Below are 17,660 nucleotides of genomic sequence, written 5' to 3'. Positions count from 1 at the left end.
GCACAAGCAAAATATTTTAAAAAGAATGCAATACAAATCAAAAAAGCTGAGTAATGACGTCATTACTCAGCTTTAATTTATAATTTTAATCCTTTAATAATCTGTATCGGTTATTTAGGACTTGACAGAATTAGTATTACTCTAGAATAACCTTCTTCGTATATATGTTTCCTTTTTCATCATTAATGTTAATAAAGTAAATTCCATTTTCAATTTGTGTTAAATTGAGGTTTGTCAATTGTGCGTCTTTCAATGCACTATTGTAAATTTGTTTACCTGAAATATTTGTAATGTTAATTAAACCAGTGAATGGAGTGTTGAATTCAACTTTGAAACTTCCGTTTGATGGATTCGGATAAATTGCAAAATCTTCAATTTTAAAAGTGTTCACGCTAACATTGTTGATGGATAAACAAATGCTTGTGTCTGTACAGTCTCCGTTGTCAAGCACTACTTTAAAACTTCCATTGTAAGTTGGTTCAAATTCTTGATTTGTAGCTCCAGGAATTTCCATTTCTGTGTCACAATCAATCCATTGGTAACTAATGTTTGATCTGTCCGCTTTTAAAACACCATGTTCATTCATCGATACTGTATTTGTTAGTGGGACAATACTTAAATCAAGGGTGATCGTAGAATCACAACCACTAGCAGTTTGTAAAACCTCAGTGTGGTTTCCTGAAGAAGTGTAAGTTTCACCATTAACATCCCAATAATATTCATTACATCCGATTGCAGTAACTGTTTCGTCGTATGGCATTCCGATGGTTAAATCTAAGGTTTTAATAGAGTCACAACCACCAATATTTGAATAATTTTCTGAATATACTCCGCTTGTGGTATAGGTTGTTCCATTTTCATTCCATATATATTCTTCACAAGCCGTCATGGTTATTGTGTCATAAGTAGGTTGTACAATTGTTAAGTTTAAAGTTACAATGGAATCGCAGTTGTTTGAAGACGTAAGACTTTCTATATAGGTACCACTTGTGGTGTAATTGGTGTTGTTTACAGGCCACGTATAGCTATTACACTGCACAATTTCTTCAGCAGAAATTGACATCCCGCTAGTGAGCCCAGGACCTGATATGAAGTTTGAGCTGCTTCCCGTTAATGCAAAAGAGGATAGGTTTCCATATCCTAGGTTAGATGATAAGTCTAAAACGCTTGAGAGATTTGTATTACTACCACCTGGAGTTCCTTCATTAAAATTAAAATATGCAATTAAACTATTTGTTTGATTACATAATTCGGTATTCATATTCGCACTGATTTCAGACGCTGTTCGCGCATAGTTCCATATACGAACTTCATCTATACTACCAGCAAAGTTGTTATTGTTGTCAAGTCGTTGGCCAATTCTGATATTGTTAGTTGTACCAGAATTCACAGTTGTAATACGGCCTTTTCCATCTGCTACACCATCGACATAGAACCTTACAGTATCATTGTCAGAAGGGTCATAAGTATACGCAACATGATGCCAAGTATCGTCATTCAATAAAGTCATTCCGTTTTGTCCTGCACCACCAACTTCAAAACGAAGTCTGTTGTTTAAGACATTAAAAGTTGAACGTTGACTGATAGCAAATACTCCCCAATCTACAATAACGTTTTGACTTGTGGTGTTGGCATTAGGAATTTTAACCCATGCTTCAACTGTTCTTGCATTGTCGCCTGAAATACCGCTTAAATTTGTATTGATATGATCATCAAAACCATCTAGATTTAATGCGTTTTGCCCTTGAACACTTCCTATAGATATTGTTGCAAAGGCAAGGTAGATTAATTTTTTCTTCATATAATAGTGTTATGAAGATATAAATATATCTCTTTTTGTAGTAAAAAGAGCACTATTTTAATGTACTGGCTTGATAAATCTTTAATTCTTCCCATGAAATATCATCTCCGACCTTTTCTTTAGCTGAAGAAAGTGTTCCTTCAAATTCTTTTCCTATTGTCTCCTTTAAAAAGGATAGTTTTTCTTGGTCAAGGACTTCATCTACTTCAATCTTTTCATCCTTTACAAGACGACTCATGTGAGCGTATATGGTTTTTTCTGTTAAAACTCGCTCATCAGCAATTTCTTTAATTGTTCGTCCTTTTTGAAATAACTTATAGGTCTTATCAAAAGTGCTTTCCTTTGGTTTCTTTGAAGCACTGCGCTCTTTTGCGGTTTTCTTTTCTGTATCGAAATCCTCTAAATCCCCGATGGTCGGATTTTCTCTACGAATTTCATCTTTGACCACTTGAACCTTCGCAATTTTAAAATTACGGATTTGATCGTCCCATATATTTTCTTTAGATAGTGCTTTACCATTGTAAAGGTTTTGAACCAATTTTCTTGATTTCTTAAGCTCAAGAATTACTTCGGTTAAGTGTTCATCTAATTCGGTTAAATCTTCAGAGTATTGCTTAACATTCGATTTTTTACCTAAAAGCAAAAGCTTTTTAATATTTCCTCTAAAAACAGGCTCTAAACGCTTGATAAAATAATTATAAGCAGCTTCGTATCGTTCGTAAAGTAAATCGATATCTAATTGATCTGGCTGACATATCTTAATGATTTGAGACCTGAATTTTCGAGCAGGATCAAGTGTGCCCATTAAAGTATTGATTTGTTCTTCAAACCAAACTTTGTTTTTGGCCATTTCACTTCTTGGTCCTGCTGTTTTGTGAGAAGCTTCAAGTGCTAACCAACGACTAACCATTGCATCCCAGTTAAATGTTTTTTGTAATCTGTTTTGTAAATAAGTTACTGTCCCTAGCTCTAGTTTTCGAGATAATAACTTTCTATCTGCTTTGTTCTTAGCGTAGTTAACAACGTGTTGATCGTTGCGGAGTCCATTCAATTGAATTGGACTTGTCAAAACTAAACCTTTTAGTGAAACCAAACGCGACAATCCAACATAAGCCTGACCAGGAGCAAAGACTTTAGATAAATCCAAAACAGCTTTTTCAAAAGTTAATCCTTGACTTTTGTGAACTGTGATTGCCCAGGCCAATTTCAAAGGGAAATGTACAAATGTTCCGATGACTTCCTCTTTAATTTCACCAGATTTCTCGTCCAAAGAAAATTTTACGTTTTCCCATTCATACGGTTCAACAGTTATCGTTAAATTTTCTTCTGGAAAAGTTACCCGAATTTCATCAGAAGATAGCTCTGTAACTCGTCCAATTTTACCATTGTAATAACGTTTTTCATGGGCCAGATCATTTTTGATGAACATCACCTGTGCGCCGACTTTCAATTCCATTCTGTGAGGAATAGGGTAGATGTGCTCAGGAAATTTCTTCGTGATTTGTGCATCGTATTTTTTAGTCCTTCCTTTTAAAGAGTCTAAGGCTTTTTCATTTATTTCATCTGCTTTGGCGTTGTGCGTTGTAAGGGTAATGAAACCTTCGTGCTCAGTAGCGTCAAAATCAGGTTTTACATAATTATTAAGGAGTTGAACGTTTTCATCAGAAATGTGATTATTTCTCAAATTATTCAATAAACTGATGAATTCCGGGTCATTTTGTCGATAAATCTTCTCTAATTCGATATAAAGTGGTGGATATTCTTGAACAACTTTAGAATGAAAAAAGAAGCTTCCACTATAATATTTATCAAGCACACCTTTTTCCTCTCTTTTTACAATTGGAGGCAGCTGCATTAAATCACCAATGAATAATACCTGAACTCCACCGTAGGGCGTGTCGTTTCTTCTGATTTTACGCAGCATAAAGTCCATGGCATCAAGTAAATCTGCACGCAACATACTCACTTCATCTACAATCAATAGCTCTAGTTTAAGAAATATTGATTTACGTTGTTTATTGAGGTTGAAATGTTGTTGAAGTGTGTTTTTGGTGTTGAATTGGGTACGTTGACCAACAAAAGGTGGTTGACCAAAATCTGGAATAAATGCTGCAAATGGCATTTGGAAAAATGAGTGAATGGTAACACCACCTGCATTAAGCGCTGCAATTCCTGTTGGCGCAACAACGACAGTGTTTTTGTGTGTTGAATCAATAATTTTCTTTAGTAAAGTTGTCTTACCAGTTCCAGCCTTACCAGTAAGAAACACTGGATGATTGGTTTGATTGATAAACTTTTCAGTGAAATCAGCAGGAGACTCAATGTCGGCTGTAATTTGCTTCATGATGTTAATTTTTTCTTCCATATTTGGTGGTTGCTAAGTTAGTGGCTTGGCTGAAATAACATTGTTATTCGGGCTTCTTTTCTGAAATAATTATCCCTCAATTTTTCATGTATTTTCAACTTCGCCTTAATTTAAGATAATGAAAAAGTTGATTAGAAAACAAATGATTTTGAAAATAAATTAATTTGTCATTGGTTTTGAGGGAACACCTTCGGCACTTTATTTTCACAGAGAATTGATTAAAAAAAGCAAGATTCTTGCTATCTTCCGAAACCATGAGTCAAACAATTCATAATTTGTAATTCAACATATTAATAATTGATTACTACCTTTGCGCCATGACCAAAATTCTTGTCATTCGCTTTTCATCCATTGGAGACATTGTTCTTACAAGTCCAGTTATTCGCTGCATAAAGGAGCAATTAGATAATGTGGAATTACATGTGCTAACCAAAAAGCAATATGCGAGTCTCTATGCCACGAATCCACATGTAGATTTCCTTCACGAATGGGGAGAAGAGAATGATATTGTGTTGTCAGATTTGAAAATTGCGAATTTTGATTACGTGATAGATCTACATAAAAATCTGCGTACATCAAAAATTAAAAGTCACCTTCGTAAAGAGAGTTTTACTTTTCCTAAACTTAACATCCAAAAGTGGTTGTATGTGAATTTCAAGTGGAATAATATGCCTGACATTCATATTGTTGATCGTTATTTTGAAGCTGTAAAACCATTGGGCGTTGTAAATGATCAAAAAGGAATCGACTTTAGAATCAAGATCGACTTTATGTCTTTTACTAAACGATTCCCTGGAAAGGAAAAATATATTGCTGTGGCTATTGGAGCTCAGTTTGCAACAAAACGCGTTCCTGCTGAAGTTATGGCCGATATTTTACGTGATTTGCCTATTAACATTGCTTTGGTTGGTGGTCCTGATGATAGAGAAGTTGGTGAGGAAATCAGTAAGTTATTACCCAATCAAAAGGTCAATAATACTTGCGGAGCTTTGTCAATTCACGAATCAGCACAGGTGGTAAAAGATGCCCAAGTATTAATTACGAATGATACTGGAATGATGCACATTGGATCAGCTTTTGAAACACCAATTGTGAGTATTTGGGGAAATACTGTTCCTGATTTTGGTATGTATCCTTACCGACCACAAGCACCTAAATCTTATTCAATTCACGAAGTAAAAGGATTGAAATGTCGACCTTGCTCTAAAATTGGTTTTGCTAAATGTCCGAAAAAACATTTCAAATGTATGATGGATCACGATGTTGTAGATATCAAAGGGCAAATTACATCGTTTTTGGAGTTCTAACTATTTTAAGAAGTTGCTTGAGTAATTGAATTTTTATGTTAAATAATTAGTGGATATTCGGATTGTTTGCGACTTTCGTGTTAAAATATGACGTAATGGAGTTGGTGTATAGAAAAATGAATCTCAATTCTCTCGTTCTCTTCTTCCAACCCCTTTAAATTTTTTCCTACCAATTTTTTCATAAATCCCAAAATACTTCTCCACTCCGTTTTTCAAACTGTACCATTTTTCGGCACCAGCTCTAATTTCAGCTTTGTCATATTCTTCAGGAATCAGATTGCAGGCTTGATAACTTTCCGTATCTAATTTCTCTAATACAATTCCAGCGTTGGCATCTTTAATAATCATGTCGGTATCGCCAACTCCAGCGGTACAAATAATTGGAATTCCAAGGGCCATTAATTCGCCTTGCTTGGTAGGCGAAGATGCTTTTTTAGAAAAGGTCGGACGAATGAAAAAGATAGAGAAGTCAAATAATGAAACGTAAGTTGGAACTTCGTTATGGGGTGTTCCAGTAACGATAATTTCACTTTCAGGAATGCCTTTTTCTTTAGCCAGATTTACGATATTTTCTTTTGACTCTCTCGAGATAAATAAAAACTTGCTTTCGGATTTTTGTTCACGTAAAACAGCATAGTAATCTAACATTTCTGGCAGCATGTACCATGTTCCGATTGATCCAACATAGCCCAATACAAAATCATTTTTGTTTATTCCAAGTTCATTTCTTTTTGTTTCAACGCTTTTTGAATTGACTTTGTTCGCTTGGAAATGATCTAAATCAACACAACAAGGAATAACTTCAATTGGTGGGTGATTAGGAATATTATTCCACGATTCAATCTCTTCTTTCCCGTTATGTGTTAATGAAACAATTGCATCACTAGAATTGAAAAAATCCAGTTCTTTTTGCTTGAAAAAGTTATACGCTTTTTTAAAAACAGGGTTTGTTTTACTCCAAATTCCACCTTCAATACGCTCGTCAGCCCAAAATCCGCGCATATCAAATACCAATTTCACACCATGCGACTTTTGTAAACTTCGTCCGATTAATGCAGGAATATAACTGCGACAATGTACAATGTCGAAATTCACTTTTTGGTGTAGCTGATAGGCAACCTTTTTCATTTTTCGGATATCTCTCACCGTTGAAATTAAAGGTGGCTTCTTCGTGTAGGATTGTGGATGCCAGGTAATACCATTTTCTTGACAGAGTTGCTTAATCCTATGGATGTCTTTAGAAAATTCTTGCTTTTCAAAACTCAGAAGGTGAATTTCCACTCCTTTATTAGCTAATCCAAAAAGATAAGGGAGCACTTGAGATTGACCAAGTGAGTCTGTCATTCCATCATAGGAAATGTAAAGTACTTTATGATTCAAGATGAATATTTTAAAAGCTTAAAGTTAAATATTAATTTCTAGATGAGCGATTCAGGTTTAAACTATTATTATAGAATTAATGGAGGATTATTTTTTTATGATGATTTGTAAATTTGCTACTTTAATAGTGAGTGATTTTTTGTTTTATTTTCTTAATATTGTTTTTTCTAAAACAGTCAAATGCGAAAAGAGTTATTAGCCATCCGAAAGTTATTATTAATAATTGTAGTTCCATTAATATTATACTTACTAAATGTACTTTCAGTAATATTTATTCCTTTTACTTTTGCCTTATTTGCGGCGCTTTTATTTTCTCCTTTAATGCGTTGGTTTAAAAGGAAACGAATTCCAAATATTTTGGGGGTAATAACTGTTCTCATCATTATTTCCATTGCGTTTAAAGGGACTTACGAAGTGGTTCAACTCACAGGAAAAGAACTTGCCAATGCAGATGAAGAATTTGTCAATAAGTTTCAAGACCGATTAAACGATGTTGTTTCGCCAATTGCTGATATGATGGGTATTGTGCCTAAATCTGATGAGACAAAATTGGAAGCTGTAATGAGTGACGAAAAAGTGAGTTCTAATATTTTCGGAAGTGTTGGGAGTGGATTAAACATTGCTAAAAACTTTGTAAGTATGCTCTTGATGACGCTTTTCTTTACGGTTTTGTTATTGGCAGGATCAATGAATATGCAAAAGGTCATGCAGCTTTTGATTTTTAAACAGAAACACGCATCTGTCAAGACCTTCAGGCAAATTGAAAAAGATATTTTTAAATTCATCGTGGTTAAATTTCTCTTGAGTTTCTTCACAGGACTTGGCTTTAGTTTAGCCTGTTATGCATTTGATGTGAGTTTCCCAATATTCTGGGGATTATTTGCGTTCTTGATAAACTTCATACAAATGATTGGATCTGTGATTTCAGTAGTGGTTCTTACCACTTTCGCTTTGGTAGAATTGAATTTAACGGGTTCATTATTGTTCTTTATTATCGTGATCTCTGGAGTTCAAGTATTGTTTGGTGGAATCTTAGAACCGATTTTAATGGGGAAATCTTTCTCAATAAATACAGTTACAGTTTTGATCATGTTAGCACTTTGGGGCTTTATTTGGGGAATTCCAGGTTTGATTCTTTCAATTCCACTTACAGCATTAATTAAGAAAATACTAGAGAAATTCCCTGGCACCGCCGTCTATGCGCGAATAATGTCTTAAGAATTCTGATTTTATAAATAGAACATTGTTTTTACATTAATCTCCACATTCTTCACAGTATATTTTTTTGACATCAGGAATTCATTTTAAATCTTGAATGATTTCAGTCATTTTTTTTACTTTGTGTTGGGAAACGGTGCGCATATAAGGTCTAAAAACAAAATACATGAACACCGAAAAAAGTATAATTCCTAGATAGCTTAAACACATTTCTATGAAACTATCTTTAATTCCTTCATATATAAATAATGCATAACCAACTGCAAATAAAAGAATTGTAAATATTTGTAACCAGTTTGTTTTAGTGAATTGAGCAGAATCGACCATCTGTTCAAGAAACTCTTTGTTTGATTTTAATTCAGTTTTGGTTATGCTTTTTAATGATTTAAGCTTTTGGAATATTCCCAGAATAAAAGCAATTAAAATTGAAATTACCCCAATAATAGTTGTCCATTCCATAGGTCTGAGTAGAATTAAAACAACAATAAAAGCCAATGCACATAAAATAAAGGAAGCTGTTACCCAAAAAGCATTGCGTTTTTTCTTTTGCTTAAATTTTTTGATTGCAGAATGTATTTGTGTAGGAGTTGAAACATCCGAATTGCTGTTTGAATTCCATACTTTTTTCATAACATCAAAATCATCCATTTTCTTTAAATTTTTTGGTAAGTTTTGCTTTTATTCTATGAAATTTCACCCGAGCATTACTGTGAGAAATACCGATAATTTCGGCAATTTCTTCTTGTGGAACGTTTTCTAAAGAAAGGGTGATAATAATTCTTTCTAACTCTGGGAGTTCAGAAATATATTGGTTTAACCTAGAAAGTTTTTCTTCTTTTTCAAGGCTTGGTTCCATGACGGTTAAATCTGAAGGTAGCCCTGTTCTTGGTTGAGATTTTTCTTTCTGTATTTCTCGTAAACATTTGTTTGTAGCGATTCGGTATATCCAAGTTCCAATAGAAGAACGATTTTGAAACTTTGAAAGATTTGTCCAAACTGCAATAAAGGTCTCTTGTGTTATGTCTTTGGCCAATTCATAATCATTAAAATAACCCAAACAAATTCGGAAAATCTTTGTTGAATAGCTTTTATATATTTGGTCAAAATCCATATATGAAATACCGTTGAAAGCCTTTTTGATAATACTTATCGCGTAAATTAATGTTTTTTTGTTTGCATTCTATATTTACGAATTAAAATCAATCCAACGATTTCTACACCTATCCCAGCTCCCATAAAAATTCCTCTCGTTAATTCCGTAAGTTCCCAATTTCCTGAATGCTCAATTAAATTTGGAAGGCAGAGGATCAATAGCCCAATAGAGATAAGAAGGAAGTATTTTGATTTTCGTTTTGTGTACATTGCTATTAATTTGTGTTTTTCTATTCTTTAGATACATGACAATGCAAAATGTTACAGTTTTTCAAGCGTTTTTTTAATCCATATAAAATTTGATGTATGAGTTTGGAACATAAAGGAGTACAGTTCTAATAAAAATATAATATTGTCTGATATAACTAAACAAATTTCATAGAATAAGTATATCTCAATCAGGAGAGTTGATTCACCCCACAAAAAAAGAGACCGTACAAATTGTACAGTCTCTTTATATATTTCGTTGTAGTTAGTCAAGAAAGAAGTCATCTCTCCCTCTCCCTAACGATTTTTATCGTTCTAATTCTGGTCTTTCTTTTTCACCATTGTTAAAATCGTTGCAAATCCTACTAATGGTTCTTCTGCATCTTCATCCAACATTTCAACAAACCACTTTACGATTCCTCGCTTGATTTTCGTTTTTGGATCGTCTTCTTTCTCTGTTACGTCGTTTGGAATGATCTCTTTACACGTAAAACGAACATGCATTTTTGCACCTGCATAAACCGGCTTCGTGAATCGTAGGTTGTCAATTCCATAGTTTAATAAAACAGGGTTCATGTCATAACTGTCCACAAATAAACCTGCTGTTGCACTCATTAAGAAATAACCGTGTGCAACTTGCTCGTCGAACATTGTTCCTTCGAAATTAGTATCTCTTTTATGCGCGTAAAAATTATCTCCAGATAGAGCCGCAAATTGGTCAATATCATCCGCAGTAATTTCACGTGCTTCTGTGATTAATTGATCTCCAACATTCAACTCTTCAAAATACTTTTTGAATGGATGCTCGTCAGTGATGTTTCCTTGCGCTCCTTGCTGATATACTTGCGTAATCGCTGTGATTGTTGTTGGGTGTCCTTGAATAGCAGTACGTTGTAAATAATGCATAATTCCTCGTTTTCCACCCATTTCTTCACCGCCTCCAGCACGTCCTGGACCACCGTGAGTTAATAATGGAAGTGGAGAACCGTGACCTGTACTTTCTCTAGCACATTCTTCATTTAAGACCAAAATACGACCATTCATAGAAGCCGCTCCAAGTACATACTGTGTTGCTTCGTCATTGTCTGGTGTAACGATGGAAGAAACCAATGAACCTTGACCCATTTTCGTCAATTCAATTGCTTCTTCAATTGTTTTGTAGGGCATAAGTGTAGAAACAGGTCCAAATGCTTCAATAGAATGCACATCAATTTGCTCGAATGGCGCATCATTTCTAAATAGAATTGGAGGGAAAAATGCTCCAACATGCTTTTCAGCACCTGTAACATCAAACTCATCCATATCTCCGTAAACGATTTTTTGTGACTTAGAAAGTTCTTCTACTTTCTCACGTACCTCCTTCACCTGATCTGCTGAGGCCAAAGCTCCCATTCTTACACCTTCTGCTGAAGGATCTCCAATAATTGTTGTTGACAATCTTTCTGAAATTGCAGCTTGTGCAGCATCCATCAATTCTTCAGGAACAAATGCACGACGAATTGCAGTACATTTCTGTCCAGCTTTTGTGGTCATTTCTCGAACCACCTCTTTTACGAAGATTTTAAATTCGGCAGTGTCTGGAGTTGCTTTCTTTCCTAAAACAATTGCATTTAATGAATCTGCTTCTAAGTTAAATGGAACGTTATTTTCTGTAATAACAGGATTTGATTTTAACTTCAATCCTGTACTCGCACTACCTGTAAATGAAACTACATCTGAAGAAGTAACGTGATTGATTAACTCTCTTGCAGAACCAAGTATCAATTGTAAAGAACCTTCTGGAAGGATTTTAGAAGCAATAATATCTTCTACCATTGCTTGCGTTAAATAACTTGTAACACTTGATGGTTTTACAACAGCTGGAACTCCGGCCATTAAATTCACTGCAATTTTCTCAAGCATACCCCAAATAGGGAAGTTAAATGCATTGATGTGAACTGCAACACCTTCTTTTGGTACCATAATGTGATGACCAATGAAAGTTCCTTTTTTTGATAAAGGCGCAGCGTCTCCGTCAACGTAATAAGGAAGATCTGGGAATTGTCTTCTTAAAGATGCATTGGCAAATAAATTTCCAATTCCACCTTCAATATCTACCCAAGAATCACCTTTAGTTGCACCTGTCCAAGCACTAATTTTATAATATTTCTTTTTGTTGTCTAATAAATAGAGTGCAAGTGCTTTCAACATTCTTCCACGCTCATGAAAAGTCATTTTTCTTAACTTTTCTCCTCCAGTAGTTCGACCGTATTTTAATATTTCATTGAAATCGAATCCTTTACTGGAAACACCTCCAATTTTTTCTCCTGTGATGGCGTTAAACAGTTCAGTTTCTACACCTTCACCGCTTCTCCATTCACCTTGGATATAACTTTTTATTTCTTGCATAACATTCTTTTTCTTTTGAGCTTTAAATATAAGTTTCTTTTGTTGATTTTAGGGTTGATTGAGGGGAAATCACCCTTACTAATGCGCTTCCAACCAATTTGTCGCAAATTCCATTTCAATATCCAATGGAACTTCCAATTGAACAGCACCTTCCATTTCTTCTTTGACGATGTTTGCAACAATATCTTTCTCCGATTTTAATACATCAAAAACCAATTCATCATGCACCTGAAGTAGCATTCTTGAAGTGAGCTTCTTTTCACGCATTTTATTGTAAATGTTAATCATCGCTACTTTGATAATGTCGGCAGCGCTTCCTTGTATAGGAGCATTAATTGCATTTCGCTCGGCAAATCCTCTTACAATGGCGTTCTTTGAATGTATGTCTGGCAAATAACGACGACGTTTCATAATCGTTTCAACATATCCCTTTTCTTTGGCTTCTTCTTTCACCTTTTCCATGTATGCTTTGATGGTTGGATATTGTTCAAAATAACTGTCAATAATTGATTTTGCTTCTCGTCTTGAAATACCTAAATTTTGAGATAATCCAAAAGCAGATTGACCGTAAATAATTCCAAAGTTGACCGCTTTTGCATTGCTTCTTTGCTCTCGACTCACTTCGTTGATGTCAACACCAAATACTTTAGCAGCAGTAGCCGCGTGAATATCTTGCCCGTTTTGGAAAGCTTCAATCATATTAGCATCTTCACTCAATGCAGCAATAATACGTAATTCAATTTGCGAATAATCGGCAGCCATTAAGTAATAATCATCATTTTTGGCTACAAATGCCTTTCTAATTTCACGACCTTTTGGTGTTCTAATCGGAATGTTTTGCAAGTTCGGATTAGTAGAACTTAATCGACCCGTTGCAGCCACTGTTTGCATGTAATGGGTATGTAATCTTCCGTCATTTTCATCCACCAATTCAGGTAAAGGATCAACGTAAGTATTCTTGAGTTTTCGTAACGAACGATAATCTAAAATCAATGGAATGATTTCGTGATCATTGATGTGTTTTTGAAGTGTATCTTCAGAAGTAGAATATTGTCCCGATTTTGTTTTCTTCGGTTTTTTGGCAATTTCCAATTTTTCAAATAAGATCTCTCCCAATTGTTTTGGTGAAGCCAAGTTGAATTCTTCTCCCGCCAATTCAATTACTTTCTCTTCTATATCAGTCAAAGAAACAGTTAATTCTTCAGAGAATTTCTTTAAGCTTTCAATGTCCAATTGAATTCCTTCTTGTTCCATCGCCTTAAGCACTGTAGTTAAAGGCATCTCCATATTGTAGAACAAATCTTTTAAGTGATCTTTCTGAATTTGTGGTTCAAAAAGTTCCTTCAACTGCCATGTAATATCAGCATCTTCACAAGCGTAATCAACAATTTCTTTTTGTTCGATATCACGCATTGTTTTTTGATTCTTGCCTTTTTTACCAATTAGATTTTCAATCGGAACGGGCGTATATTTTAGATAATATTCCGCCAAATGATCCATGCCATGCTTACTGTCTGGCGTTAGTAAATAATGGGCAATCATCGTGTCGAACTTTGGACCACGCAGTTTGATGCCGTAACGATTAATTACTTGTTCATCGTATTTAATATTATGCGCTACTTTTTCAATTTCTGTTGAATTAAAGAAAGGAGCGAATTTTTCTAAGCGTGTTTTTGCTTCTTCAAAATCTTCAGGGAAAGGAACATAAAAAGCCTCTTTAGCTTTGAAAGAAAACGCGATTCCAACTAAATCCGCATTTCTTGCTTCTAAGGTATTGGTTTCGGTATCAAAACACACTGATTTTTGCTTTAGTAATTGCGCTATCAGTTCCTTTTGCGCTTCTTCTGTCTCAAAAAAGTTGTATTCAACCGTTTCAGTTTCTAAGGATTTCATTTCTTCCACTGGAACTTCAGCCGGACTTTCTTGGGATGAATTAGACGCTGTTCCAAACAAATCCAATTGACCGTTATCAGCATCTGTTCCGCTATTCGTTGCAGTAATTACAAGTTCTTCACCTAAAATTCTTTTGGCTAAACTTCTAAATTCAAGTTCGGTGAAAATCTCACGAATTTTTTCATCATCGTGTGGACAAATTTCAAGATCGTCAACATCAAAAGGAACATCAACATCAGTAATAATTGTCGCTAGTTTTTTAGATAACAAACCTTGTTCTTGGAAGTTGGTAACATTTTCTTTTTGCTTTCCTTTAAGTTGGTCAATATTCTCAAACAGTCCTTCCATCGAACCGTAAGCCTTCACAAGTTTTTTGGCTGTTTTTTCACCAATTCCTGGAATTCCTGGAATGTTATCAGAGGCATCACCCCACAATCCTAAAATATCAATAACCTGTAATGGATTTTCAACTTCAAATTTTTCCAATACTTCTGGAACACCCCAAACTTCTGCTGGTTTTTTACCACGACCCGGTTTATACATGAATATGTTTTCTGAAACCAACTGACCAAAATCCTTATCTGGGGTCATCATAAAGGTTTGGAATCCTTCTTTTTCTGCCATTTTTGCCAAGGTTCCAATCACGTCATCGGCTTCATATCCTTCCTTCATCAAAATAGGGATTTTAAAAGCCTCAATAATACGTTTGATGGGTTCAATCATGTTGCGAATATCTTCAGGCATTTTTTCTCTTTGTGCCTTATATTCTGAATATTCATCAATTCTATTTGTTGCACCACCTGGAGGATCAAAAACCACTGCGATGTGAGTTGGTTCTTCTTTTTTGATGACATCGAGCATTGCATTTGTGAATCCAAAAGCAGCAGAGGTGTTTTCCCCTTTGGAATTCATCCGAGGATTTTTGAAAAATGCAAAATAAGACCTGTAGATTAAGGCAAATGCATCAAGTAAGAAAAGTTTTTTGTCCGTTTTTGGCGTCAACATAAAGAATGAGTTTTATTAGAAATCAAAGATAAGTAAATAATTAATTCTCCCATTCGTAATTCAAAAACTACAATTCCTAACGAATTGAAGTTTTTAAAATTTCCCCAAAACGATAAACATCTTCATAAGAATTATACAAAGGAACCGGTGCTACACGAATCACATTTGGTTCACGCCAGTCAGCAACAACGCCTTCTTTGGTCATTGCGTCGAATAAATCTTTACCTTGTCCATGCGCTAGAATACTCAATTGAGAACCTCTTTCTTTTGGATTACTTGGTGTAATGATTTCGAAATTTGCATTTTCAGCTCCTTTAGAAACTTCCTCAATTACAAACTCTAAATATGCTGTTAAATCTTCTCTCTTTTTACTAATTGCAGTCATTCCTACTTCATCAAAAATATCCAATGAAGCCATGTGAGCAGCCATTCCTAAAACTGGAGCGTTACTCAATTGCCAAGATTCTGCACTTTGAATCGGTTGAAATTCAGGTTCCATTTTAAATCTAGATTCTTTATCGTGTCCCCACCAACCCGCAAAGCGAATTATCTCATCATTAGTAACGTGTTTTTCATGTACAAATAATCCAGAAACTCCACCCGGACTAGAATTCAGATATTTATATGAACACCACGCTGCAAAGTCAACTCCCCAATCGTGTAGTGAAAGTTCAACGTTTCCTGCTGCATGGGCCAAATCAAAACCAACTTTAGCGCCTACTTTATGTCCCGCTTCGGTGATTGATTTCATATCGAGTAATTGACCAGTGTAATAATTCATTCCACCAATCATTACTATTGCTAATTCGTCACCTATTTCATTGATTTTTGCAATGATGTCCTCATGTCTCAACAAGTGTTCACCTTCCCTTGGAAAAATCTCAACAATGGCTTCATCAATATTGTAACCATGGAATTTCGCTTGCGATTGCAATGCATATTGATCTGATGGAAAAGCTTTTCCTTCACATAAAATTTTAAAACGTTTTCCTTCTGGTTTATAGAATGAAACCATCAATAAATGTAGATTCGTAGTTAACGAATGTGTGATTACAACTTCTTTATTTGTTGCTCCTACAATTTTAGCGGCTTTTTCTGTCAACAATTCATGGTAAGAAAACCACGGATTTTTAGCATCAAAATGACCTTCAACACCCCATTTTGCCCAATCATTTAATTCTTGTTGAATATATTGCTGTGTTCTTTTAGGCTGTAATCCCAAAGAGTTTCCAGTAAAATATACCACAGGCTTTTCATGAAAATCAGGAATAAAAAAATCATCACGCCATTTTCTCAATGGGTCGTTTTGGTCTTTTTCTTGTGCAAAAGCAAGTGTGTTTTTATATGCTGACATTTTGGATGTGTTTTAGTTTTAGAATCCGAAAAATATAAAATTAAACAGTAGGGCTCAATAAAAAAAGGAGAAAATGTTGGTAAGTAAGGCTGGTTCTTACCGATCTAAAAACAGAGATAATTACAATTATAAAAATCTATTTCTTTACTTATCTTAAACTCATCATTCCAATATTATTCTAAAAGAATACTCAAAAATCTACTGAGGAATCATTAAGTTTGCAATAAATCAAAATTGATCTAAATGAAACGTTCAAATTCTGAAAAACTATACGAAAAAGCACTCGAATTTTTTCCTGGCGGAGTAAACTCACCAGTTAGAGCTTTTAAAGCTGTTGAAGGTGCGCCGCTATTCATCAAAAAGGGTAAAGGTCCTTACATTTGGGACGAAGATGAAAATCAATTCATTGACTTTTGCTGTAGTTTTGGACCACATATTCTTGGGCATAATTATCCTGATGTTCACCAAAATATTGTAGATACTTTATCCAACGGAACAAGTTTTGGAGCTCCAACAAAATTAGAGAGTGAGCTTGCTGAGTTAATTATTTCTCGTAATCCGTACATTGATAAGATGCGTTTTGTGAGTTCTGGTACAGAAGCGGTAATGTCTGCAATTCGTTTGGCACGTGGATATACAGGAAGAAACAAGATTTTAAAATTTGAAGGTTGTTACCATGGTCACGCCGATTCTTTGCTTGTAAATGCAGGTTCCGGTTTGGCAACATTTGGTGAAAGTTCAAGCGCAGGAGTTCCCGAAAATGTTGTGCAAGACACAATTGTAATTCCTTTGAACGACATTGAAGCATTAGAGCTTGCTTTTGAAAAACATGCTGATGATTTAGCGTGTGTAATTATTGAGCCAATTCCAGCAAACAACGGATTATTATTGCAAGAGCGTTCTTTCTTATTGAAATTACGTGAGATTTGTACAGCAAACAATGTTTTATTGTTCTTTGATGAGGTCATTTCTGGATTCAGAGTTGCATTTTCAGGAGCAGCAGAATATTATGATATTGAACCAGACATCGTTTCTTACGGGAAAATTATCGGTGGTGGTTTGCCTGTTGGGGCTTACGGAGCGAAAAAGCATATTATGCAGAGCGTTTCACCAGATGGTCCAGTTTATCAAGCGGGAACTTTAAGTGGGAATCCAGTAGCAATGGCTGCAGGAATAGCTCAATTGACTGTTTGTAGTCAACCTGGGTTTTACGAAGATCAAGAAGAGCGAACACAAACATTTGTAAATAGTGTTAATGCTCATGCAAAAGAAAAAGGATATGACTTTTCATTGGTGACAATTGGTTCTATTTTCTGGTTGGCTTTTTCTGATAGTACTACGATCAGAAGTGCATCACAAATTGATGCCGATATGACACCATTTAAGAAGTTGCATAAAGCACTTTTAGAACGTAATGTTTATGTAGGACCAAGCGGTTATGAAGTAGGATTTGTATCTTATGTTCATACAAAAGAGATTTTAGAAAATGCAGCGCAGCAATTTAAAAATGCGATGGATGAGGTATTTTCTTGATGAATCAAGAATAGAGGGAGAGAATTTCCCTCGATAAATCGAGAAAAATAGTTTAGC

Annotated in this window: 12 protein-coding genes; 3 read left to right on the top strand and 9 right to left on the bottom strand. The window is 35.0% G+C overall.

Annotation, left to right across the window (positions count from 1 at the left end):
- Window positions 1-136 precede the first annotated feature (136 nt).
- Complete coding sequence (locus tag DXU93_RS09860) at window positions 137-1,801, bottom strand: LamG-like jellyroll fold domain-containing protein (RefSeq protein WP_116881117.1); 1,665 nt, start codon at window positions 1,799-1,801, stop codon at window positions 137-139.
- A gap of 52 nt (window positions 1,802-1,853) precedes the next feature.
- Window positions 1,854-4,145: a helix-turn-helix domain-containing protein gene (locus DXU93_RS09855; RefSeq protein WP_116881124.1), complete on the bottom strand. Its 2,292-nt coding sequence runs from the start codon at window positions 4,143-4,145 to the stop codon at window positions 1,854-1,856.
- 338 nt (window positions 4,146-4,483) lie between these two features.
- Here DXU93_RS09855 and DXU93_RS09850 point away from each other — a divergent pair, with 338 nt between their 5' ends.
- Complete coding sequence (locus DXU93_RS09850; RefSeq protein WP_116881116.1) at window positions 4,484-5,473, top strand: glycosyltransferase family 9 protein; 990 nt, start codon at window positions 4,484-4,486, stop codon at window positions 5,471-5,473.
- A 123-nt stretch (window positions 5,474-5,596) separates the two neighbouring features.
- Here the strand turns inward: DXU93_RS09850 and DXU93_RS09845 are convergent, their stop codons facing one another.
- Window positions 5,597-6,853, bottom strand: a complete 1,257-nt coding sequence (locus tag DXU93_RS09845; RefSeq protein ID WP_123776107.1) for a glycosyltransferase — start codon at window positions 6,851-6,853, stop codon at window positions 5,597-5,599.
- 180 nt (window positions 6,854-7,033) lie between these two features.
- Between DXU93_RS09845 and DXU93_RS09840 the strand changes: the two genes are divergently transcribed.
- Window positions 7,034-8,071, top strand: coding sequence for an AI-2E family transporter (locus DXU93_RS09840; protein WP_116881114.1), 1,038 nt, complete (start codon window positions 7,034-7,036; stop codon window positions 8,069-8,071).
- Window positions 8,072-8,152: 81 nt separating this feature from the next.
- On the opposite strand, the gene DXU93_RS09835 is transcribed toward DXU93_RS09840, so the two are convergent.
- The 6 genes from DXU93_RS09835 to kynU form a co-directional block, all read right to left on the bottom strand.
- On the bottom strand, window positions 8,153-8,719 hold the full coding sequence (locus DXU93_RS09835; protein WP_116881113.1) for a hypothetical protein: 567 nt from the start codon (window positions 8,717-8,719) through the stop codon (window positions 8,153-8,155).
- Entirely contained in the window at window positions 8,712-9,182 is a 471-nt protein-coding gene (locus tag DXU93_RS09830; RefSeq protein WP_116881112.1) for an RNA polymerase sigma factor, read from the bottom strand. The genes DXU93_RS09835 and DXU93_RS09830 overlap by 8 nt, the downstream gene beginning before the upstream one ends.
- A 47-nt stretch (window positions 9,183-9,229) precedes the next feature.
- A complete protein-coding gene (locus DXU93_RS09825; RefSeq protein WP_116881111.1) occupies window positions 9,230-9,433 on the bottom strand; it encodes a hypothetical protein in 204 nt (67 codons plus the stop codon).
- Window positions 9,434-9,745: 312 nt separating this feature from the next.
- The gene (paaZ, locus tag DXU93_RS09820) at window positions 9,746-11,818 is read right to left on the bottom strand and encodes a phenylacetic acid degradation bifunctional protein PaaZ (protein ID WP_116881110.1); all 2,073 of its coding nucleotides are present in this window, start codon (window positions 11,816-11,818) and stop codon (window positions 9,746-9,748) included.
- A gap of 78 nt (window positions 11,819-11,896) precedes the next feature.
- Window positions 11,897-14,716, bottom strand: a complete 2,820-nt coding sequence (polA, locus tag DXU93_RS09815) for a DNA polymerase I (protein ID WP_116881109.1) — start codon at window positions 14,714-14,716, stop codon at window positions 11,897-11,899.
- Between the two features lie 76 nt (window positions 14,717-14,792).
- Window positions 14,793-16,070, bottom strand: a complete 1,278-nt coding sequence (gene kynU, locus DXU93_RS09810; RefSeq protein ID WP_116881108.1) for a kynureninase — start codon at window positions 16,068-16,070, stop codon at window positions 14,793-14,795.
- Between the two features lie 243 nt (window positions 16,071-16,313).
- Here kynU and hemL point away from each other — a divergent pair, with 243 nt between their 5' ends.
- On the top strand, window positions 16,314-17,603 hold the full coding sequence (gene hemL, locus DXU93_RS09805; protein ID WP_116881107.1) for a glutamate-1-semialdehyde 2,1-aminomutase: 1,290 nt from the start codon (window positions 16,314-16,316) through the stop codon (window positions 17,601-17,603).
- Window positions 17,604-17,660: the final 57 nt, after the last annotated feature.

It is taken from the genome of Brumimicrobium aurantiacum (assembly GCF_003402975.1).
Taxonomy (GTDB): domain Bacteria; phylum Bacteroidota; class Bacteroidia; order Flavobacteriales_D; family Crocinitomicaceae; genus Brumimicrobium; species Brumimicrobium aurantiacum.
This window is presented reverse-complemented; position numbering and strand designations above follow the sequence as displayed.